The sequence below is a fragment of the Archangium sp. Cb G35 genome (assembly GCF_001896145.1).
Taxonomy (GTDB): domain Bacteria; phylum Myxococcota; class Myxococcia; order Myxococcales; family Myxococcaceae; genus Archangium; species Archangium violaceum.
In genome coordinates, this window is the sequence record NZ_MPOI01000014.1 from 352537 (window position 1) to 374172 (window position 21636).

Sequence of the window (21636 nt, forward strand, 5' to 3'; positions counted from 1 at the left end):
GGTGGCTCGGAGCTACTTGGCGAAGCGGTTGTCGTTGAGCAGCTTCCACGCCTTCTTGTGGATGGCGGAGGAGCCGTTCTTGATGATGCCGAGCGACTCCTCCTTCAGCTCGCCCGGGAACTCCCGCTGGATGCTGCCCTTGCGGCATCTGCTGATGAAGGAGAATGCCTTCTCCTTGAGGTTTTCCTTGGCGACACAGTTGGCGGCGTAGGCGGACGGGATGAAGTCCAGGTCCTGCCCGGCCGGAGTGATGCAGAACGCCACGGCCGCTACGATGAAGGAGAGGAGTGTTCTCATCAGTCGACCGAGCCTCCCAGGAACGGTTCGAAGGCATGGTACGCGCCGTAGTCCCTGAAGTGGCGCGCGTAGAGTTCCGCGCCGTCCTTCAAGTCGTCGTCCAGGACGGGGCTGACATCGACCACGTGTTTGAGGGAGTAGTGGATGCGCTCCCCTTCCGCGTTCTCGAACCGGGTCTCCTGCTGGCGCGCGTGCTCCGCCGCCCGGGCGCGGGCCTCCTCTTCACTCGTCGCTTGGAGCAGGACGAACGATTCCTCGTACAGGGGCTTCTTGCCGCCCGATTCGGACGTGGACTCGTAGAGCAGGACGGCGACGTAGAGCTGCTTGGATTGTTCCTCGGGCATGGTCTCTCCGTGGGAGCGGGGTCAATCGAACCGTATGGGCTCAGTATGGCTTCTGGCCCACGAAGTTGCCCGGTGGCGTGTAGTTGCACACCCAGAGCTGCCACGTGGGGAACTGCGCGCCGAACGGTGAGTTCTTCGTGCAGATGGCCGTCGCGCAGCCCACGTGCGTCGTTTTGCGCCACACCACCTGCGTGTAGTGGCCGCACACCTTGCCCGGCGCGCACTTGTTCGTCGCGTACGAGTAGTCGGCCACCTCGGACATCCAGTCCTCCACCACCTGCGCGTTCGTCTTCGAGCCTGGGGGCGCCGCGGCGGCGAGGTTCTCCCCGAACTTCTTGTCCCGGCTCCGGTTGTGCTCGAACTTGCACTGATTGGCATACGCCTGCGCCACCTTCGCCGCTTCCGGGGACCAGGTGAGTGGGGGCAGTGCCGGCGCTGGCGTGGGCGTCGCCTTCGAGCGGGCCTGGTTGTGCGCGGCCAGCATCTCGGCCGCCAGGGACGAGCTGGCGCCGGGCGCCGCCTTGGTTTTCGCGACCGCGCCCATCGTCAGGAGGCTCAGCGAGAGGGCGAGCAGGCGGAACGTCGAGGGCTTCATGGGGGCTCCTTTCCGTTGCGACACTTCGATGTGGGCTCGATTCATGGCAAGGATGCGGCCCGAGGACCGAGACACCCCCACCCTACACGGAGCCGACCTTGGATACTCCGCACGACCCGCTCGCTGGCCTGCGCCCGGCCGCCGATTCCCGCGACCCCCGCGCTTCCGCCCTCCTGCGCTCCTTCACGCCCGGCACGCCACTCCAGGACCGGCCCGTCCTGCTCGGCCTGCCCTATGACGGCGGCATTCCCTCCCGGCCCGGTGCCCGCTTCGGCCCCAAGGCCCTGCGCGAGGCCCTCGGCGCCTATGGCACCTTCGACGGCCAGCGCGAGCTCGGCGAGGTGGTGGACATGGGAGACCTCACGCTCGCCTCCATGAACGGGGCCAGGACCCACGCCCGCATCGAGGAGGCCTCCCGCAACCTCTTCGCCGCGGGCGCGCGTCCCATCTTCATCGGTGGAGACCACGGCCTCACCGGCTCGCTGATTCGCGGGCTCGCCGCCGCGCGTCCCTCGCTGCGCCTGGCGCTCGTGACGATCGATGCCCACCTGGACGTGCGCGAGTACGACCACGAGTCCTCGCTCTCCAGTGGCACGCCCTTCCGCCGCGCCCTGGAGACGCCCATCCTCTCCGGCTCGCGCACCGCGATGCTGGGCATCCGCTACCTCGCCAACTCCCGCTACTACCTCTCGTGGGCCCGCGAGCAGGGCATCCACCTCTACACCGTGGAGGACATCGCCGAGCGCGGGGCCGTGGCCGTCACCCGCGAGGCCCTCTCCCTCGTCATGAAGGACGCGGATGCGCTCTACCTCAGCGTGGACATCGACGCGGCGGACGCCGCCGTGGCCCCGGGCGTCAGCGCGGTGAGCGTGGGCGGCCTCTCCTCGCGGGAGATGATCGACGTGGTGCGCACCGTCTCGGCCGAACCGCGGCTGCTCGGCGCAGACCTCATGGAACTCTCTCCGCCCCACGACGAGAACGCGCGCACCGCGAGACTGACCGCACGCCTTTTGCTGGAGATCCTCTCTGCCCGGGGATGAGGGGGTTGGTCCGCTATCCATGGAAAGCTTGTTTCTCCAGGTAATTCGTGTATAAGTGTACTTCTACACCTCGCCGTACAGGGGGGAAGTACATGTTCCAAGATCTGTTCCGTTCGTCGCTCCGCGTCGTATTGGGCGGACTGTTGCTGGCCGCCTGTGGTGCTCCACCTGAAACGCCGTTGTCAGGGGAGGAGCCCCTGGGCACCGTGCAGGACGCGCTCTGTGCGGACCTGTCCGTCACCGACCTCACCATGGTTGGCGCCAGCTCCTACGAGCACCTGCTGGCTGGAGGTGGAAGCTGGGCCGTTTCCGCCTCCTCCAACGGAGTACGGCTGGAGTACCGCCTCGATGGCAAGCTGATCACCACCGAGGAGCGCACCAACACCTCGGACACCTGGCACGTGAGCCAGTCAGGCATCAGCTGTGGCCTGCATGTGCTGGAGGTGAAGGCCTGGCCCATGGTCCTGGACAGCGCGGGCAACCGCGCCATCTGCCATTCCAACGTGAGGTCGGTCTACAAGCACGTGCGGCAGGTATGCCCCATGACGGCCGTGGGCACCTATCACACGGCGGCGCTGAAGGCGGACGGCACCGTGCAGACGTGGGGTTACAACTACTACGGCCAGCTCGGTGACAGGACGGTCGCCCCGCGTCACTCGCCGGTGAACGTGCCCGGGCTGGGCAACGTCGTCGACCTCGCCGTGGGCGGCTATCACACGGTGGCGCTGAAGGAGGACGGCACCGTCTGGACCTGGGGCTACAACTACTACGGCCAGCTCGGCGATGGGACGGCCACCTATAGCCTCTCGCCGCGCTGGGTGTCTGGCCTGAGCGACGTCGTCGCCATCGGCGCGGGCACCTATCACACGGTGGCGCTGAAGGCGGACGGCACCGTCTGGACCTGGGGCTACAACTACTACGGCCAGCTCGGCAGCGGGACGGCCACCAATCGCCCCACGCCGGGGCAGGTGCCGGGTCTCAGCTCCGTCACCGACATCGCCGTGGGCGGCTATCACATGGTGGCCGCGAGGCAGGACGGTAGCGTCCGGGCCTGGGGCTACAACGGCTATGGCCAGCTCGGCGACGGCTCGACCACCAACCGCCTCTCCCCGGTGCCGGTGCCGGTCAGCGGCATCAGCCGCGTCTTCGCCGGCTACACCCATTCACTGGCGATGAAGCAGGATGGCACCGTCCAGGCCTGGGGCAACAATGGCAGCGGCCAGTTGGGAGATGGCTCGACCACCCACCGTTACATTCCGGTGCAGTCGCTGATCAGCAACGTCACCACCCTCTCCGCGGGAGATGGGCACTCGGCGGCGCTGATGCCGGACGGCACCGTGCAGACGTGGGGCTACAACTACTACGGCCAGCTCGGTAACGCGACCACCAGCAATGCCATCGTTCCGGTGCAGGTGTCCAACCTCACCAACGTCTCCACGCTCTCCGCGGGCGGCACCTCCACGCTGGTCACCAGGACGGACGGCACCGTCCGGGCCTGGGGCTACAACTCCTACGGCCAGCTCGGCGATGGGACGACGACCCACCGCTCCTCTCCCGTGCAGTCGCTGGCCAGCACCATCACCGACATCGACATGGGCGCCTACCACGCGCTCGCGCTGAAGCGCGACGGCACCGTCCGGGCCTGGGGTCACAACTCCTACGGCCAGCTCGGTGACGGGACGACGACCCACCAGGATATGGCGGTGCAGGTGTCTGGCCTCGGCAACGTCGTCTCCGTCTCCGCGGGGACCTTCCACTCGGTGGCGTTGAAGAAGGACGGCACCGTGTGGGCCTGGGGCTCCAACAGTGAGGGGCAGCTCGGTGACGGGACGAACATCTCCCGCACCGCGCCCGTGCAGGTGGTGGGTCTCACCGACGTCCTCGCCGTCGAGGCGGGCGGCTATCACAACCTGGCGATGAAGACGGATGGCACCGTGTGGAGCTGGGGTCACAACTCCTACGGCCAGCTCGGTGACGGGACCGCGGTCGCCCGCAACACGCCGGTGCAGGTGTTCGCTCTCGGCCCTGTCCTCGGCCTCTCCGCCGGCACCTACCACTCGAGCGTGGTGAGGCAGGACGGCACCGTGTGGGGCTGGGGCTACAACTATTACGGCCAGCTCGGCGATGGGACGACGGCCAACCGTTATTACCCCGTGATGGTGCCGGGTATCGGTGATGCCCTCGCCGTCACCTCGGGTGGCTACTCCACGCTGGTGTTGAAGCAGAACCGCACCGTGTGGGGCTGGGGCTACAACGCCTTCGGCGGGCTGGGCGATGGGACGACGGCCAGCCGCTACTCGCCCGTGCAGGTGACGGGGCTCAGCGGCGTCGCGGACCTCGCGGCGGGCTGGTACCACGTGATGGCGCAGAAGCAGGACGGCAGCGTCTGGACCTGGGGCTACAACGGCTACGGCGGGCTGGGCGATGGGACGACGACCCACCGCTACTCCCCCGCGCAGGTCTCGGGCTACGAGGGCAGCACGCAGGTCGAGGCGGGCGGCTACTTCTCGGCGTCGCGCAAGCAGGATGGCACCGTGTGGGCCTGGGGCCAGAACAACTACGGCCAGCTCGGGAACGACACGACGACGAACAGCTCCACGCCCGTGAAGGTGCAGGGGCTCGCCAACATCATCATCATCTACCCCCCGTACCCGTGGCCGTGGCCGTACGACCCGCCCATCCTCCAACCCTGAGCTCCGCGCTCACCAGGGTCCGGGCCCCGGGTTCTTCGGAATCCGGGGCCCGTTGTTTTTCAGGCCTTCTTGGCCCGGGCGCTGTTGAACATCCAGTTGATGCCGAACTCGTCGCTCAGGGCGCCGAACATCCCGCCCCACGGGGCGTCGATGAGCGGCTGGACCACGGTGCCCTTCGCCGCCAGCGCGTCGAAGCACTGCCTGGCCTGATCGGCATCGTCGAGCTGGAGGGCGATGTTCACGCTCCCGCCCTTCAGTGGGGTGTCCTCGTTGCTGTCGCTCAACATCAGGATCGCGTCGCCCACGCGCAGTTGCGCGTGCATGACGCGGTTCTTCAGCGCCGTGGGACAGCTCTGGTCGACGTCTCCGAAGCGCTGCATCGCCTCGACCTTCGCGCCGAGGGCACGCTGGTAGAAGGCAATCGCCTGCTCGGCCCTGCCGTTGAGGATGAGGTAGGGGGTGGCTGCCTGGATCGTCATGGTGGCTCCTTTTGACCGGGGAAATGGCTCCAGATGCGAGCTTCCACCCATGGACGGCGGGACCGGCTGGAAATCATCGGTCCGCCCGCCGTTTCTGTCTGCGGGCGGCATTTCGAGCGGGCGCCTGTCCGCTGCTGTCTCATTCCTGGACGGTCAGTGGGCCAGGGGATCCTTGAGGGGCTCCGGCATCTCCCAGAGGGCCTCGGGGTCGCTGTAGCCCAGCTCGAACGAGTCGAGGATCGGCGGCCAGCGATCCCAGAACACCGCCCAGTTGTACTCCGTGGGCTGGGAGGTGAGGGGATTGCCATCCCGGTCTGGCCGGGCATACGCGTAACCCGCCAACGTCCACTCGAGCGGGCCGAAGTGCACCACGAGCATCGGCGTCATCGCCCGCATCAACGCGGAGCGTGACACCTCGTCCCAACGGGGCCGGGCCGGCGTGAAGACCGCCTGCACGATGTCGTGCTGCTCGCGCCACGCCAGGTAGTTGTTGGCCATGGCGATGAACGCCTCGCGCGCCTGGAGCCCGGGAGTGAGCCGCGCCTTCTCGTAGAGCGCGAGGCCCGCCACCATCAGGTTCTGGCTGTTCATTCCCGGGAAGATCGCGTCGAAGGCGTGGGGTCTCGGGGAGTCGGACGCATGGGCGAGCGCGTAGTCGTAGGCGAGCCGGGCTTGGGCGGGACTCGCGCCCGGCAGGGAGAACTCCGTGAGCACGCGCTCCGGAGTCACCGTTCCGGCGGACTGGCGCCACGTCAGGTACGCGGCCGCCGTGCCGCCGATGTCCGTGAAGATGGCGACGTTGCCCTCGTGCAGCGTGCGCTCCAGCGTGAGCACCACGGACTCCGCCTTGTCGAGCGGGTGCCACGCCGGGGCGCTCCAGTAGAGCAAGGCCAGACGCGCGGCGGTGCGGGTGAGGGTGCGGGGATCCGCGAGCGCCTCGGCGTTCATCGCGGTGGTGAGCGCGGCGAGCGCGGCGGCCGCATCCGTGGGCAGACCCTGGAACATGAGCTCCAGGGAGAGCTGCTCCAGGGACAGGTGCGGGACACCCGTGAGGCCTGCCCGCCCGAGCGCCTCCGGAGCGGAGAACGAGGGCCGTCCCCGGGCTGCGTCGAGGAGGTGTCGGGCCAGGGCGGCGCCGAGCATTCCCTTGCCCGCGGATTGTGATGCGTGGGGCGCGAAGAGGAACCAGCTGGGGCGGACACTGCTCGTGCCTCCGGGCTGGAAGTCTGGATCCAGCAGCGCCTGGAACGTGGGGGCTATCTGGATATAGAACCCGGTGATGTGGCGGTTGTCCTCCAGAGGAGTGTTGCCGTCATCGGCTCGTGCTGGCGCGGCGGACAACACGGTGCTCAGCAGGAGCGCGGCGAGCACATGCCGTGAAGCGCGCGAAGAACCTTCGGTCATGGGGTGATACTCCCGGCGTGGGATTCAGGAAAGCGGCGAAGGTAGCATCGCGAGGAGCCGCGGACATGCTGGCCCGCGGGACGGCCTTGGGAGTGGCTGGGATGTGATTCATCGCACTTCCGGCGCATGGACACTTCAGCCCGGGCCGTTTGCCTGACACTCCGCGTTCGCTTCGAGCCACTTCCGAGGGTTCCCCCTATCCAGGCTCTTCGGATTCCGCTCTCGTGACCGGGGACGGGAGGCGTGCTCTCCGATGCTCCGGGAACAAGTACGGGTACACCGCTGGCTTGTCCTCACCGGCTTGATTGTCCTGGCCGGAGCGGCCTTCGTGTTCGGGCGCGGGCTCTTCGAGGGGAATGCCCGGGATGCGTTCACCCCGGAGGAACGGGAGTGGCTCGAGCGCAATGCGGACAGCATCGTGCTCGGCCCCTACATCAACGCTCCCCTGTCGTTCATCAACGACAAGGGAGAGTTCAGTGGCATCACCGCGGACTATGTCCGGTTGTTGGAGGCGAAGCTGGGCGTCGAGTTTCGCGAGGCTCCTCCCACCACCGTCAGCGAGGTGCTCCAGAACATGCGCGAGGGAAGGGTGGACCTGGCGAGCGGGTTGACCAGGACCCCCGAGCGCATGGAATACCTCGTCTTCTCCGAGCCGTACGTCCGCATTCCCATCCTCATCGTCGTGCGCCAGGGGACCTGGGAGCGGCTCACCCTCGAGGAGATGCGGGGGTTGAGGATCTCGGTCGGCGAGAACTTCGGAGCCCATGAGTATCTGAAGCGCACCCATCCCGAGCTCCAACTCGTCCCCGTTCCCAATGATCTCGAGGGACTGTTGCGCCTGTCGACCGGCGAAGTCGACGCGATGATCCTGCATGTCACGGCCCTGTCCTTCCACGTCACCCAGGAGAACCTGACGAACCTCCATGTGGCGGGAAGGATCCCCTACGAATATGAGCTGGCGATGGGGGTCCGGAAGGATGAGCAGATCCTGCTTCGCATCATCCAGAAGGGGCTGGATCGAATAACGGAGAAGGAAAAGGAGACCATCTGGAGGCGATGGGTCTACGCGAGGGCGCCACCGTTCTACCGGGATCCCCTCTTCTGGCGGGTCGTGGTGATTCTGCTCGTGGGCGTGGCGGTGGTGGTGGGGACGGTCATCACCTGGAACAAGGCGCTGAAGCGGCAGGTGCGAGCGCGGACCCACGAGCTCGCGGAGGCGCACCGGAACGTCTCGTTCCTCGCGGAGGCCAGCCTCATCCTCTCCGAGACGCTCGATTACAGTGAGACCCTCTCGCGCCTGGGTGAGTTATGCGTGCGCCACTTCGCGGACTGGTGCGTGATCGACGTGATGGTCGAGGGGCAGATCCGCCGGCTCGCGGGGGCGCATGTCAGTCCCACGAAGCGCCCCCTGCTCGACACGCTCGCCGAACGCTACCCGGCCCGGGAGGGAAGCAACAGCCCGGCCAGCGAGGTGCTTCGGACCCGTCAGCCCAGGCTCTACCCCGAGCTGTCGGAGGAGGAGATCCGGGCCACGTGTGAGAGCGAGGAACATACGCAGCTCATCATCGCGCTCGGAACCCGGAGCGCCATCTCGGTGCCCCTCATCTCGCGAGGAAACATGCTCGGGGTGCTCACCCTGGGCTCGGGCCCGCTGGGACGGCGCTACGGGAGCAAGGAGCTCGAGCTGGCCCAGGAGGTGGCCCGGCACGCCACCCTCGCGTATGACAATGCGCGGCTGTATCAGCAGGGCCAGGATGCCATCCGCATACGGGATGCCTTCCTCGTAGTCGCCGCCCATGAGCTCCGCACGCCCCTGACGTCCCTGAAGCTCCGCCTGTCGATTCTTCACCGGGCGGTCCAGGGTGCTCCGGAGCAACCGGTTCGCACCGGCATCCTGCTGCGCGAGCTGCCCCGCATCGAAGCCCAGGCCGAGCGGCTCCGCACCCTCATCGAGCAGCTCCTCGATGTCTCGTGCATCGGCGCGGGGCGTTTCGAGTTGATGCGGGAGGAGGTGGACCTCCGCCAGGTGGTCCGTGACGTGGTGGATGACCTGGGCGAGCAACTGGCACGCAGCGGTTCTCCGATGGAGATCCGCACCGGGAGTCCCGCCATCGGAAAGTGGGACCGGTTCCGAATGGAGCAGGTCGTCACCAACCTGCTCGAGAATGCCATCAAGTTCGGAGCGGGAAAGCCGCTGGAGGTCAGGGTCGAGCCCGGGCCGGACACGGTGCGGCTCGTGGTCCGGGATCAGGGCATCGGATTTCCGAGTGAGGCCAGGGCCCGTATCTTCGAGAAGTTCGAACGGGCGGTCTCCGATCGGCACTACGGCGGGCTCGGGCTCGGGCTCTTCATTGCCCGGCAGATCGTCGAGGCCCATGGCGGCAGCATCCTGGTCGAGAGTATTCCCGGAGCGGGCTCGACCTTCACGGTGGTGCTTCCGTATGGCGAGGCGCGCGCGGAGCCTCCGCCATGACCCGGGCTGCCGCGCTGGGATGTCACCCGCTCTGATGAGCCCTGAACCAGGAGAATCCGATGCGTTCCGTCCGTCATCTGCTGTCGCTACTGCTGGCCTGCTTGCTGGTGGGCTTCCACGCGTCCTGTGCCACGCCGCCGAAAAGGCATACCGCCCCAACGCGGAAGGTCATCTTCTTCGATGTGAACGAGACGCTGCTGGACCTGGAATCCATGCGTCAGTCCGTCGGTGGGGCCCTGGGCGGAAGGCAGGACCTGCTCCCACTGTGGTTCTCGACCATGTTGCATTACTCGCTGGTCGAGACAGTCACGGAGAACTACCACGACTTCGGCGCGGTCGGCACGGCCGCCCTCATGATGGTGGCCCGGAACAACGGAATCGAACTGACTCAGGAACAGGCGAAGACCGCGATCGTCACGCCCTTGCTCGAGCTGCCGGCCCATCCTGACGTGCTCGAGGGATTGAAGGCACTCAAGGCTCAGGGCTACACGCTGGTGACCCTGACCAACTCCTCATATGCCGGGGTTCAGACGCAGCTCCAGAATGCCGGGCTGACGGAGTTGTTCACACGCAACCTGAGCATCGAGGACATCAAGGTCTACAAGCCCGGCCTGCGGGCCTACCGCTGGGCGGCGGAGCAGATGGGCGTCGAACCGGAGGATGCCATCCTGGTGGCGGCCCACGGCTGGGATGTGGCCGGGGCGAAGTCCGCCGGATTCCAGGCCGTCTTCGTGGCGCGTCCTGGTCAGGCGCTCTACCCCCTGGCCGCGAAGCCAGACCTGGTGGTCAAGGACATCCAGGAGCTTGCCGGGGTTCTCGGCAAGCGCCCGTGATGCGGACTGCTGGGTGGAGCGGGGGTCACGTGTCGATCAGCATCTCGAACCCGCCGTAGATCATTCGCTTGCCGTCGAAGATCGTGCCCGTGTTCACCTTCATGCGCGGGTCTTCCATCATCTTCTGGTTGCCCGCGTCGCGCGCGGCCTTCGACGGCCATTCGATCCACGAGAAGACCACGATCTCCCCGGGCTCGGCCTTCACCGCGCCCTTGAAGTCGGTGACCTTGCCGTCCGGCACATCGTCGCCCCAGCACTCGACGACCCGGAGCGCACCATACTCCTTGAAGACCTGCGCGGCATCGGCGGCCACCTTGCGGTAGGCCTCCTTGTTGGATGCGGGCACCGCGGCAACGAATCCATCAATGTAACGCATGGCTTTCTCCTCGCCTGTATGGCGTTCGACGTGGGGCTCCTTACCAGGCCAGGGAGTATGAGATTCGGGGACCCGAGGTTCCAGAAGGTTCCGAACCCATCGTCGGAGCGGCCAGCACGGGCGGTGAGGCGCCTTGCATGTCCAGGAGAAGCCCGGTAGGGAGAGCCCGCCCCCATCCCTCCCTGAACCGGAGCACGCCGCCCTTGTTGGACGCCCATGACCGCCAAGACCTGGGATGCCTGGGCCTGATGGTCCTGGTGTACGGGCTCGCGCTGGCTCCGGTGCTCCACGCGACGGTGGGCCACGGTGGAGGATGGGAAGCGGCGCATGGCCACTCCCACGTGCATGCGGGGGGCCATGCACACGCCCCCCACGCCGAGCAGGACGACGAGCGTGGGCCCGTCCTGAGGGCCCACGGACACCAGCACTTCGCGGGCTCCGTGGAGCATCTGCTCGCGGTGGCGGTGGCGAAGGTGCACGTGTTCGCGCCCGTGACGCGCTGGGTGCCCATCCGGTGGGCGGTCTTCCGGGGCCCGTTGCTGCTGCCGGGTGACCCACCGCGACCGACGGCGATGCCTCAGGGCCCATAGGAAAGCCCTTCCCGGAAGAAAGAGCGTGCGCCCCGTGAACGCGGGAGCGCGTGGCATTTGTCCGTGCGGGCTTCGAGACCCCGGGTGACGTGCGCCGTGTGTTCACGGCCGCGCGTGGCGCCAGGGTCCAGGTGTGGCTGCATCTCGTGATTTCTCTCTGTCTATTGATCTGTGCCGCCGCGTCCCCCTGGGACGAGGGTGGGATGGTGCACGTTCCTCCCGTGTCCGTGGAGCAGCGCCAGGAGGCGCCATCGCCGGAGGTCCAGGAGCCCCCCGCGACGCAACCCGAGACGCCCTCGTCCGCGAACACCACGGTGCGCGCCACGCGGCCGGCGCGGAGCGCGTCGGAGGTGACGCTGGACCGCGAGGTGTTGGACACGGCTCCGAGGACGGGCGCGGTGGATCTGCTGCGGCTGGTGCCGGGGCTGGTGGCCTCACGGCACGGTGGAGAGGGCAAGGCGCAGCAGCTCTTCCTGCGCGGGTTCGACGCGCTCCACGGACAGGACGTGGAGTTGAACGTGGGAGGACTGCCCGTCAACGAGGTGAGCCACATCCACGCGCTGGGCTACGCGGATGTGAACTTCATCATCCCCGAGGTGGTGCGGGAGCTGCGGGTGACGGAAGGCTCCTACCGGGCCTTCCAGGGAGACTTCGCGGTGGCGGGGACGGTGCGGATGGAGCTGGGCCTCGAGGAGCCCGGCGTGCTGCTGGCGGGAACCCTGGGGCAATACGGACAGCGCCGGGTGGTGGCCGCGGTCCGGCCGGGAGACGAAGCGGAGACCTTCGCCGCGGTGGAACTGGGCGAGGGCAAGGGCTTCGGTCCACGGAGGACCTTCGGCCGGGCCTCGTTGCTGGCCCAGGCGGTGACGAAGGTGGAGACGGGCGCGGGCGCGCTGCGCGTGCGAGCGCTCGTGGGCAGCTACACCACCCGGTTCGACACCCCCGGCGTGGTGCGCGAGGACGACCTGCTCGCGGGCCGGAGCGGCTTCTACGATGCGCCCTTCGGAAGGCAGGGAGGCGCGGCGACGCGGCACCAGTTGCTGCTCGGGGTGGAACTGCCGAGACACGGCTCGGAGCGCATGCTGCTGGAGGTGTTCGGCCTGCTGACGGACCTGCGCCTGCGCAACAACTTCACGGGCTTCCGGGTGGACGCGCGAGGAGACGGGCTGGAGCAGACCCACGGAGCGCGGACGCTGGGCGCGCGCACGGAGTACCGGCGGCTCGTCCAGGCGTTCGGCAAGGACGTGGCCCTGGAGATGGGGCTCGGTGCCCGCCGGGATGGAGCCACCCAGACGCAGCGGCGCTACCGGGAGTCGGACGGAACCTTCTTCGCGGAGGAGGTGGACTCGAACTTCGTGCAGACGGACGTGTGGGGCTACGCGGAGGCACAGCTGGTCCTCGGCCGCTGGAAGCTGTTGCTCGGAGGCCGGGCGGACGCGCTGGGCGTGGAGGTGTTCGACGCGCTGGCGTTCCGGGATCCCCGCTACCACGACGGCCAGGGCTACTCCCGCAACGCCTTCGGGACGCATCTGGGCGCGAAGGCGGGGCTCGAGCTCTCCCTCACTCCCCTCTGGCGATTGTTCGCGAGCTACGGAGATGGATTCCGCTCTCCCCAGGCGCGGAGCCTGGCGGAGGGGGAGCGCGCGCCCTTCGTCTCGGTGCGCAGCGCGGAGCTGGGAGCCCGGCGGGATGGAGAGCGGGTGGCGGCACAGCTGAGCCTGTTCGCCTCGCAGGTGGAGGATGACTTCGTCTTCGACCACACGGTGGGCACGACGGTCTTCACGGGAGAGACGGTCCGCGCGGGTCTCTCGGGGGCGCTCCAGGCCCGCCCGCTTCCCGGTGTGACGGCGGCACTGAGCGCGACGGTGGCGCATGCACGGGTGCTCGAGACGAACACCCTGCTGCCCTACTTCGCACCGCTGGTGGCCCGGGGGGACGTGGGCTGGACACGGACCCTCACGCTCGTGGGGCAGCCGGTGGAGCTCACGGCGGGGCTTGGACTGACACTCATCGGCCCGAGGCCCCTTCCCTTCGATGAGTACAGCCGCACGGTGTTCCTCGCGGACGCATTGCTGGGGGCACGGTGGCGCAATGTGGGCCTGCGGCTGGAGGTGGAGAACGCCCTCGATTCCCGGTGGCGCGACGGGGAGTTCGTCTATGGCTCCCGCTTCGACCCCCAGGCCCCCGCGGGCCTCGTCCCCGCCCGGCATTTCACCGCGGGGCCGCCCCGGACGGCCTCGCTCACCTTGGAGGTCCATCTATGAAACGAGTCTCTCTCCCGTGGGCAATGCTCGCCCTGACACTCCTGGCCAGCTGTGGAACGGGGGCGCAGCGGCGCACCTTTCCCGTGGAGATGACGGTCCAACCGATGACAGGCCCGAACGAGCGGGGCTGGACGGTGACGCCGGAGTCCGTCCACGTCTCGGTAGGCACGGTGCGCTTCTACGAGGGGCGCGTGCTGCTCTCCGCGCGGTGGCCTCGCTTCGAGCCCTATGCCCTCCTCGGCGGAACGGCGTGGGCCCACCCGGGCCACTACGTGCCGGGCGATGCGCTGGGAGAGGTGCTGAGCACCACGACGGTGGACCTGCTGGCGGCACAGCCCACGGTCCTGGGTGAGGCCAACGCGGTGACCGGAGCGTACGGCTCGATGGAGCTGACACTGTCCCCGGCGACGGCGGCGAGTGACACCCAGAACGTGTTGCGGGGCCACACGGTGCGCGTCCGGGGACGGGCGGTGCACACGGATGGCCGGCAGGTGCGCTTCGACGCGGAGATGGATCTGCCCAAGCCCATCGAGGGTATCCGCTTCGAGCGGACGCTGGAGCAGGAGGCGGGACGGGTGCGCATCACGGTGGAGCTGGCCAGGTGGCTGGGCCGTATCGACTTCGCCACGGCGTCCTCCGGAGGCGAGGGTGGTGTTTCCACATTCCCCGTTGGGAGCCAGGCGATGAACGCCCTGGTGCGCGGCGTGGAAGACACGAGTGCCTACGTCGTGACGTGGGTAGAAGGAGCAACGCAATGAAGAAGCTGATGCTGGGCGTGGGACTGATGGGGCTGATGGCGTGCAGCCAGGGCTCGGGAAACGTGACCTTCACCACGTACGGGGAGGACTTCATCGAGAAGGAGATCCCCGCCGAGGACTTCGAGGACGGCTGGACGGTGAAGTATTCGAAGTTCCTGGTGACGCTCGGCGAGTTGAAGGTGGCCGGCCACGGCGGTGAGGTGGCGGCGGAGTCGGTGGGAGCGAAGGTGTTCGACGTGCACAAGCCAGGGCCCGTGACGGTGGCGAGCTTCTCCGCGCTGCCAGCGGCGGATTGGGACGATGTGAGCTTTGCCATCGCGCCCTCGGCGAGCGCGGAGGCGGGCAACGCGAGCGCGGCGGACGTGAACCTGCTGAAGGAGAATGGCTGGTCCGTGTACATGGAGGGGACGGCCACGAAGGGGGCGGTGACGAAGCGGTTCGCCTGGGGCTTTCCCTTGAACACGCTCTACGAGCACTGCGAGCACCCGGACCTCGGTGAGGGGCTGACCGTGCCGGACGGTGGCGAGGAGACAGTGCAGCTCACCATTCACGGCGACCACCTCTTCTTCGACGACCTCCAGTCGACGGACGCGAAGATGCGGTTCGACGCGCTCGCCGCGGCCGACAAGCTGGGCATCTCGGGCGCGGACGGAGAAGTGACGCTGGAGGAGCTGGCGCAGGTGGACCTGACGGAGCTGCCCATGGGCCAGTACGGAACGGGAGGCGCCGCCAACGTGCGAAACCTGCGGGACTTCGTGACCGCGCTGGTTCGCACGGTGGGGCACTTCCGGGGCGAGGGCGAGTGCTCTCCCCGCGCCCGCTGACCCGCTGACCCATGCACCCCCCTCCCAGGTGAGAGGGGGGCGGTGAGGGAGCGCTTCGGCTACAGCATGGGGCCCTGCGACGCGCGGGGCTGTCTCCTGAGGAGGCACAAACGCTCATTGGCCGCGCCGATGATTACTTCAAATCGATCGGCGTCACGCCATCAACACCGACCAGAATTCCCGGCAATCGGTAGGAGGCCGCACTGTGGACGTGAAACTGATGGGTCAGGTTCGGCGCCTGATAGAGGATCTGGTGGCGGGACGGTATGCGGCGATCGCAGCGGATGGCCGAGCAGGGCGCCTGACCGAAGCGGAGTTGAGAACTGCTGTCGAGCAATATGGGCGGACTCTTGTTCCCTTGCCAGTTGACGGTGAGAGGCTTGTAGATATCCATGAACAGACGTCTCAGCCGGATGCGGTCACCCTTGATGTACCTCTGTGGACTCGAGAGGAAGGCCGCAGCGACCTGACACTTTCGGTGACGGCGATCAAACAGGGCGAAACCTACGCTGTTGAAGTGGACGATCTGCACGTTCTTTAGAGCGCCCAACACCGTCCCCTCCGGCCACACCCCGGCAGGGCACACGCTACCGCCAAACTTCCACGAAACTCCGTCAGGCCCGCTTTGGGAGTGCCAGGCGGCGGGTTCAATTCCCGCCGCCTCCACGCACCCGCGTGGGCGAAGTGACTCAGTGCTGGATGCGCGTGCCCAGCACCTGGAGGAAGCCGGCGATCCACTTCGGGTGCGCGGGCCAGGCGGGCGCGGTGACGAGGTTGCCGTCAATCACCGCGTCATCCACCGGCACCTGCACGTAGGTGCCCTTGGCGAGCGTCACCTCGGGGCCGCAAGCGGGATAGGCCGTGCAGCGCCTGCCCTCGAGCACGCCCGCCGCCGCGAGCACCTGCAGCCCGTGGCAGACGGCCGCGATGGGCTTCTTCGCCTCGGCGAAGTGGCGGACCACCTGGAGCACCTTCGGGTTGAGCCGCAGGTACTCCGGCGCCCGGCCGCCCGGAATCACCAGGCCGTCGTACTGCGAGGCCTCGATCTCCGAGAACGTGGCGTTGACGGCGAAGTTGTGGCCCGGCTTCTCGCTGTACGTCTGGGCTCCGTCGAAGTCGTGCACGGCGGTGCGCACCGTCTCTCCCGCCTTCTTGTCCGGGCAGACAGCGTGGACCGTGTGCCCCACCGCCTGCAGGGCCTGGAACGGCACCATCACCTCGTAGTCCTCGACGTAGTCGCCCACCAGCATCAGCAGCTTCTTGCCAGCCATATGGTTTCCTCCGGGTTGAAGACCCGTGAAGAAATAACACAGCGGGCGCCCCGGCTCACTCCGCGAAGGCGCGCTGGATGAGCGCGTGGAACGGAGCGTGGCCCGGCAGCGTGCCGAACGTCTGTCCGTGTGCACCGGCCAGCCGCGACTCGCAGAAAATGTCCGAGACCTGCTTGTTGCCGGCGCGGATGAGCAGGGACGCCTGCAGTGCCAGCGCGAGGCGCTCGACGATGTAACGCGCGCGTGACTCGAGCGTGCCCTGGTCGTCGAACTCCTTCGTCAGCCGCGCGACTTCGGCGTCGAGCGCCGGATGTCCACCGCGGGCGGCGAGGATCTCCTCGAACAGGGCGTCGCGGCTGGCCGGCTCGCGCGTCACGGCACGCAGCATGTCGAGGCACTGGATGTTGCCGCTCCCTTCCCAGATGGAGTTGAGCGGGGCCTGCCGGTACAGCCGCGCGAGGTTCGACTCCTCCACGTAGCCCGCACCGCCGAGGCACTCCTGCGCCTCGTTGATGAAGGCGGGCGCGCGCTTGCACACCCAGTACTTGCCAATGGCCGTGGCGATCCGCCCGAAGGCCGCTTCCCGGGTCTCCCGGTGGCTCGCGTCCACGGCCCGCGACACGCGCGCGGTGAGCACGGTATGCGCTTCGGACTCGAGCGCCAGGTCCGCGAGCACGTTCATCATCAGTGGCTGTTCAATCAGCCGCTTGCTGAAGGCCCTGCGGTGCCGGGTGTGGTGGATGGCCTGCACGAGCGCCTGCCGCATCTGGCCGCTCGAGCCGATCATGCAGTCCTGGCGCGTGAGGGCCACCATCTCGAGGATGGTGGAGACGCCGCGGCCCTCCTCGCCCACCATCCAGGCGGTGGCGCCGTGGAACTCGACCTCGGAGCTGGCGTTGCTCCAGTCCCCGAGCTTGTCCTTGAGGCGCTGGACGCGGATGGCATTGCGCTCGCCGTCCGGCGTGAAGCGCGGCAGCAGGAAGCACGACAGCCCGCTCTCGGCCTGCGCGAGCACGAGGAACGCGTCGCTCATGGGCGCGGAGAAGAACCACTTGTGGCCCACGAGCGCATAGAGCTGTCCGGGCCCGCGGCTCCCGAGCGGATGCGCCCGCGTGCTGTTGGTGCGCACGTCCGAGCCACCCTGCTTCTCGGTCATGCCCATGCCGATGGTGGCGCCCCCCTTCTGCGCCGCGGGGATGAACCGCGCGTCATAGGTGGTCGAGCTCACACGGGGCATCCACTCCCGGGCGATCTCCGGCTGGCGGCGCAGCGTGGGCACGCTGGCGTAGGTCATCGTCAGGGGGCAGCTCGTGCCCTGATCGGCCTGGTTGTGCAGGTAGAACAGCGCCATGCGGGCCACGTGGGCTCCGGGCTTGTCCTCGTGTCTCCAGGCGAAGTTCGGCACGCCATGGGCGATGCCCAGCTCCATGAGGCGATGGTAGGCGGGGTGGAACTCCACCTCGTCCAGACGGTTGCCGTACCGGTCGAACGGACGGAACCTCGGCTTGTTCTCGTTGGCGGTGAACCCGAGCTGCATCGACTCCCCGCCCACGACGGGGCCGTACTTCGCGATCTCGGCCTCCGCCCAGCCGCCACCCTCCCGCGTCACGGCTTCACGCAACACCGTGTCGGTGGCCCAGGCGTCATAGCTGAGCGGCGGGACCTGGTTCGTGACCTGGTGCGTGAGGAAGCCTTCGGCGATGGTGCGCGGGTCGTTCATGGGTGGGGTCCTATCAAACTCCGGAGTGACGCTGGCCCGGTTCATCGTGTGGGGCGCCGTGCCTCGAGCTCCACCGTCTCCAGTGGAACCAGCCAGCCGCCCAGCCCGCCACGCTGGAGGCGGGCCCGCAGCGCGTGGGGTGGGGGTGTACCTTCCAGCCACTGCCATTCCGGCAGCCGGGTCTGTGCCGTCGCCGGTGCCGCACCCGGCAGCGGGCACTCGAACGTCAGGATCCAGCGCGAATCCTCGCCGCGCCCTTTCTTGAAGCCGGTGACCTGGCACCGCACCTCCAGGCGTTCCGAGGCGTGCGCGGTGGAATGCCCGTGCCACAGCGCGAGTGCGCTCGAGGATGCGAGCAGGTTGAAGAAGGTGAGGAAGGTCGTGGCCTGGCGCACGCGCAGCGAGCGGAAGGGCCGCAGCTGGATGACCACCGCGGCGAGGTCGTGCGGCTTGTCAATGCGATCGGCTGCCATCTCTCCGTCCCGCTCGAGGAACGCGTCGAAGAACGGAAACGAGAGGCGGTGGACGAGCAGCGCGGGGAGCAGCGCCAGCGCGAGCGAGAGTCCTCCGATGGAGGGGCCCTCGAGCTGCGCCCAGAAGGCATCCGTCCGCATCAGGGGAAACCACAGGAACATTCCCGCGAGGAGGAGGGTGGTCAGCAGAAGCTCGAGGAGCGTATGCCTCCACCGGGGCAGGGGAGGCGAGGCGGGCGGTTCGTGCATCCACGGCGAGCCTACCGTGCCCTCTTCAAACGACAACGCCCCCGGGTGACGTCCCCGGAGGCGGCGGTGCTCCACGGTGAGGTGGGCGTTACATGGTCGGCATGAAGATCTTCAGCCCGCTGCGGCCACCGGCGCCGAGCGTGTTGCGCTCGATGAAGTCACTCACGGAGGAGCGGCCGTCACCGGTGGTGATGGCGGTGTGGCCGTAGATGCTGCCCAGGCGCGACGGGGTCTTCTCCCAGGTGAGCACGAGGCCCGGAATCTTCAGCGCCTGCTCGAGCGACATGTTGACCTGCTTGAACTTGTCGCGGGGCAGGTTGTTGTCGATCTGGTTGCCATTGCCCCAGACCTTGAAGCCGAAGGCGTTCTGGATGGCCCGGCTCACGCCCGTGGCGCACAGGCCCTGGCTGTTGTACCCGCCCATGCCCAGCGCCGCCGCGCGGCCCGCGCTCGCGAGCTTGCGCATCGCGGGGGTCACGTTGCCCGGGCTCGCGGCGCCGCCGCTTCCCTGGACCTTTCCGCCGCCGCTCGTGCCACCCGTGCCGCCGGGGCGGCCGCCGCCGCGCGTCCCGCCGCTCTTGGTCGGCTCGAAGCTGTCACCCCGGCCGGGGATGCGCAGCGTCCTTCCCGCGTAGATGAGGTTCGGGTTGGCGATCTTGTTGTGACGCGCCAACGCCGAGACGCTGGTCTTGAACCGGGAAGCGAGCGCGGAAAGGGTGTCGCCAGGGCGGATGCGGTAGGTGGACATGCGAAATCTCCTGCAATGATTGTCGCGATGTCCCCCCAGGAGTTGCGTCTGGATTTCCCATGCTCTTGGAATCTACGCGAGACCCCCGATCGCCATCCGGGAAATCCCGAATGAAAACGGCCACATGCCGGTTGGACGCCCTCCGCCATGGCGGAGCACCTGTTTACAAACCTTCTGGACGAACTGTTCTGCTCATTTCGCCAGCGGCACGCCCAGGTCCTGGAGGACCTTGAAGTCGAACACCAGCATCCCGCCCCAGGAGAAGCCGCCGCTGTTGGCGAGATCGAACTGGGCGAAGGGCATCACCGAGATGATGTCGAGGAAGCCCACCCGGGGTCCCACGCCGAGATGGAGGGGGCGGTTCTCCACGCCCTCCAGACGCTTGGACCAGAAGAGGTGCGCGCCGACGCCGAACTTGAACTCCTTGGCCCACGAGCGCGCATAGGGCGCCCACTGCATCGGCCGGAAGTCGAGCGCCGCGTAGGGGCCGAGGTGCTCGGCCGCGAAGAGGTTCACCGAATCGCCATACACCCCGGCGGACCAGTACCAGGAGGGCACCTTCAAGGCCGTGCCCTTCTCGTCGAAGCGCCACTCGCCCAGTGAGCCTCCCAGGTGCAGCCCGAGGCCCGTCGAGCCAACCCAGTTCCCCTGGTACCGGTACCCCAGGGCGAGCGGGCGGATGAAGAACTGCAACCGCCGGCCGAGCGGGTTGGGATCCTTCCACTCCGAGTAGGCCTGCTGCTCGGGGCACGGGGCCTGCTCGCCGCTCTCGTTCCGGGGATTGGGCAGACGGCAGGTGTCGCACTCGTCGCCCACGCCATCATCATCCGCGTCCGCGTGCTCGCCGTCCTTCACGGGGACGAACGGGCACGGGTCACAGAGGTCTCCCGCTCCATCTCCGTCGCTGTCTTCCTGGCCGGGGTTCACATCGAGCGGGCAGTTGTCGGCGCACGCCTCCATCCGGCCGGGATGGCACGCGGGCGCCTCCGTCTGGCCAGGAGGCAGGTCCGGGACTCCATCCCCGTCACTGTCCGCGATGGGAGGGGACCCGGTGGCTGGTGGTGTCTGAGCGGCGGCCGGAGCCAGCGCGAGCAGGAGGACGGCGAGGAGTGGGAGCGGAGTGGAGCGCATCAGAGGCAGAGTCCGAAGACGTTGGCGTCACCGCAGAGCAGCGAGTGCTCCGCGGCGGGCAGGCGGCGGATGGTGGCTTCGTCCTGAACCCAGGAGGGCAGCCTGTCGCGTGTGAACTGGTCCGGGACGAGCGTGTCGCCGTCCACGGAGATGATCTCCTCCGTGCTTGGAAACTGGGGGAGCCGGAACGCCGTCTTCAGGTTGTTGCCCTGGAGGATGCGGATGAAGTCGAGCTTGCGCAGGGGCTCGAAGTAGCCGGTCGAGGTGGCCCGGTAGAGTGCTCGCGCCCGATCGAGCATTCCTCTGTCGATGTGTTGTGAGAAGTCCTCGGGCGCACCGGGCGCGGGCATCAGCCCGGCGTTCATCCAGGTGGCGTCGAGGAGCAGCTCGGGCCGGTTGGGATTGCCCCGGGTGACGCTCCAGCGCGGCAGCATCTGGTAGATGGCGGGCCAGGTGCGCACCACCTCCTTCGGGATGCTGCGATTGAAGAAGGTCCCCTCCAGCAGGGCCATCAGGGCGTTCACCGTTCCGAAGAAGGGCACGCCCACGAAACACACGCCCTGGACGAGCCGCGCCAGTTCCTCCGCGCCGAGGAGCCGGGCCGCCGCCAGGACGACGAGCCCTCCCTGTGAGTGCGCCACCAGCCGCCAACGGTCACCGCGGGAGGCCTCTGCCTGGAGGTGCTCGGCGAGACGCTTGCCGCTGTAGCGGATGTCCAGCCGCCAGTCGTAATCGAAGAAGTCCCACTTGGGGAACGCGTGCGCGAAGGGCTCGTAGGCGAGCGTCATGAACCCGCGGGCGACGAGCGTGTTCTCGAGCGGCTCAAGTGCTTCGGGATCCAACCCGTGCTTGCAGCGGAGTGTCTGTGCGGCCCCGGCCTGGGTGAGGAGCTCGAAGATGGTCGCGGCCCGCGCTCCCGCGGCGCTTTCGTAGAGCACTCCTCCCGTGCCTGGGATCACCATCTGGCGGCGCGGCATATGGCTTCTCCCTGTTGCCCCCGGGGAAGCCAACACCCAACACGCGAGCGAGGGCCAGCGCCGCACGCCCGCAACGGCCAGCACCTGACAGAGCGTG

At 67.9% G+C, this 21636-nt stretch carries 21 protein-coding genes; 9 read left to right on the top strand and 12 right to left on the bottom strand.

From position 1 onward, the window contains the following. Window positions 1-12: 12 nt before the first annotated feature. Genes BO221_RS38280 through BO221_RS38290 form a run of 3 tightly spaced genes read right to left on the bottom strand, consistent with a single transcriptional unit; the run spans window position 13 to window position 1236 of the window. Window positions 13-297, bottom strand: a complete 285-nt coding sequence (locus tag BO221_RS38280) for a hypothetical protein (protein WP_073565806.1) — start codon at window positions 295-297, stop codon at window positions 13-15. Then, a complete protein-coding gene (locus tag BO221_RS38285; protein ID WP_143195924.1) occupies window positions 297-641 on the bottom strand; it encodes a DUF4288 domain-containing protein in 345 nt (114 codons plus the stop codon). Before BO221_RS38285 ends, BO221_RS38280 begins: the two co-directional genes overlap by 1 nt. Before the next feature lie 40 nt (window positions 642-681). Further along, the gene (locus BO221_RS38290; protein WP_369865933.1) at window positions 682-1236 is read right to left on the bottom strand and encodes a CAP domain-containing protein; all 555 of its coding nucleotides are present in this window, start codon (window positions 1234-1236) and stop codon (window positions 682-684) included. 98 nt (window positions 1237-1334) lie between these two features. Between BO221_RS38290 and BO221_RS38295 the strand changes: the two genes are divergently transcribed. Together BO221_RS38295 and BO221_RS38300 are read left to right on the top strand one after the other, a co-directional pair. Then, window positions 1335-2276: an agmatinase family protein gene (locus BO221_RS38295; RefSeq protein ID WP_073565807.1), complete on the top strand. Its 942-nt coding sequence runs from the start codon at window positions 1335-1337 to the stop codon at window positions 2274-2276. A 92-nt stretch (window positions 2277-2368) separates the two neighbouring features. Then, entirely contained in the window at window positions 2369-4969 is a 2601-nt protein-coding gene (locus tag BO221_RS38300) for an RCC1 repeat-containing protein (RefSeq protein WP_233166444.1), read from the top strand. 59 nt (window positions 4970-5028) lie between these two features. On the opposite strand, the gene BO221_RS38305 is transcribed toward BO221_RS38300, so the two are convergent. Beyond that, a complete protein-coding gene (locus BO221_RS38305) occupies window positions 5029-5448 on the bottom strand; it encodes a VOC family protein (RefSeq protein ID WP_073565809.1) in 420 nt (139 codons plus the stop codon). A 153-nt stretch (window positions 5449-5601) separates the two neighbouring features. Continuing rightward, window positions 5602-6852, bottom strand: coding sequence for a hypothetical protein (locus BO221_RS38310; RefSeq protein WP_073565810.1), 1251 nt, complete (start codon window positions 6850-6852; stop codon window positions 5602-5604). 253 nt (window positions 6853-7105) lie between these two features. Between BO221_RS38310 and BO221_RS38315 the strand changes: the two genes are divergently transcribed. Continuing rightward, a complete protein-coding gene (locus BO221_RS38315; protein ID WP_073565811.1) occupies window positions 7106-9325 on the top strand; it encodes a transporter substrate-binding domain-containing protein in 2220 nt (739 codons plus the stop codon). 59 nt (window positions 9326-9384) lie between these two features. Next, on the top strand, window positions 9385-10158 hold the full coding sequence (locus BO221_RS38320; protein WP_083682044.1) for a haloacid dehalogenase type II: 774 nt from the start codon (window positions 9385-9387) through the stop codon (window positions 10156-10158). A 25-nt stretch (window positions 10159-10183) separates the two neighbouring features. On the opposite strand, the gene BO221_RS38325 is transcribed toward BO221_RS38320, so the two are convergent. Then, a complete protein-coding gene (locus tag BO221_RS38325) occupies window positions 10184-10534 on the bottom strand; it encodes a DUF1428 domain-containing protein (RefSeq protein ID WP_073565812.1) in 351 nt (116 codons plus the stop codon). Window positions 10535-10782: 248 nt separating this feature from the next. On the opposite strand from BO221_RS38325, the gene BO221_RS38330 reads away from it, so the two are divergent. The 5 genes from BO221_RS38330 (at window position 10783) to BO221_RS54305 (ending at window position 15511) form a co-directional block, all read left to right on the top strand. Beyond that, window positions 10783-11124: a hypothetical protein gene (locus tag BO221_RS38330; RefSeq protein ID WP_233166445.1), complete on the top strand. Its 342-nt coding sequence runs from the start codon at window positions 10783-10785 to the stop codon at window positions 11122-11124. 203 nt (window positions 11125-11327) lie between these two features. Then, window positions 11328-13388 (top strand): TonB-dependent receptor, encoded by a 2061-nt coding sequence (locus BO221_RS38335; RefSeq protein WP_083682046.1) that lies wholly within the window; start codon window positions 11328-11330, stop codon window positions 13386-13388. After that, a complete protein-coding gene (locus BO221_RS38340; protein ID WP_073565814.1) occupies window positions 13385-14146 on the top strand; it encodes a hypothetical protein in 762 nt (253 codons plus the stop codon). The genes BO221_RS38335 and BO221_RS38340 overlap by 4 nt, the downstream gene beginning before the upstream one ends. Continuing rightward, window positions 14143-14970 (top strand): hypothetical protein, encoded by an 828-nt coding sequence (locus BO221_RS38345; RefSeq protein WP_073565815.1) that lies wholly within the window; start codon window positions 14143-14145, stop codon window positions 14968-14970. Before BO221_RS38340 ends, BO221_RS38345 begins: the two co-directional genes overlap by 4 nt. Window positions 14971-15181: 211 nt before the next feature. Continuing rightward, complete coding sequence (locus tag BO221_RS54305; protein ID WP_143195925.1) at window positions 15182-15511, top strand: hypothetical protein; 330 nt, start codon at window positions 15182-15184, stop codon at window positions 15509-15511. A gap of 148 nt (window positions 15512-15659) precedes the next feature. Here the strand turns inward: BO221_RS54305 and BO221_RS38355 are convergent, their stop codons facing one another. The 6 genes from BO221_RS38355 to BO221_RS38380 all read right to left on the bottom strand — a co-directional run bounded on the left by BO221_RS38355 (window position 15660) and on the right by BO221_RS38380 (window position 21539). Next, on the bottom strand, window positions 15660-16241 hold the full coding sequence (locus BO221_RS38355) for a DJ-1/PfpI family protein (RefSeq protein ID WP_073565817.1): 582 nt from the start codon (window positions 16239-16241) through the stop codon (window positions 15660-15662). Between the two features lie 55 nt (window positions 16242-16296). Further along, the gene (locus BO221_RS38360) at window positions 16297-17961 is read right to left on the bottom strand and encodes an isovaleryl-CoA dehydrogenase (protein ID WP_073565818.1); all 1665 of its coding nucleotides are present in this window, start codon (window positions 17959-17961) and stop codon (window positions 16297-16299) included. 41 nt (window positions 17962-18002) lie between these two features. After that, entirely contained in the window at window positions 18003-18683 is a 681-nt protein-coding gene (locus BO221_RS38365) for a hypothetical protein (RefSeq protein ID WP_073565819.1), read from the bottom strand. An 88-nt stretch (window positions 18684-18771) separates the two neighbouring features. Further along, the gene (locus tag BO221_RS38370) at window positions 18772-19431 is read right to left on the bottom strand and encodes a LysM peptidoglycan-binding domain-containing protein (RefSeq protein WP_073565820.1); all 660 of its coding nucleotides are present in this window, start codon (window positions 19429-19431) and stop codon (window positions 18772-18774) included. Between the two features lie 192 nt (window positions 19432-19623). After that, on the bottom strand, window positions 19624-20562 hold the full coding sequence (locus BO221_RS38375; protein WP_143195926.1) for a hypothetical protein: 939 nt from the start codon (window positions 20560-20562) through the stop codon (window positions 19624-19626). Continuing rightward, entirely contained in the window at window positions 20562-21539 is a 978-nt protein-coding gene (locus tag BO221_RS38380) for a triacylglycerol lipase (protein WP_073565822.1), read from the bottom strand. The genes BO221_RS38375 and BO221_RS38380 overlap by 1 nt, the downstream gene beginning before the upstream one ends. Window positions 21540-21636: the final 97 nt, after the last annotated feature.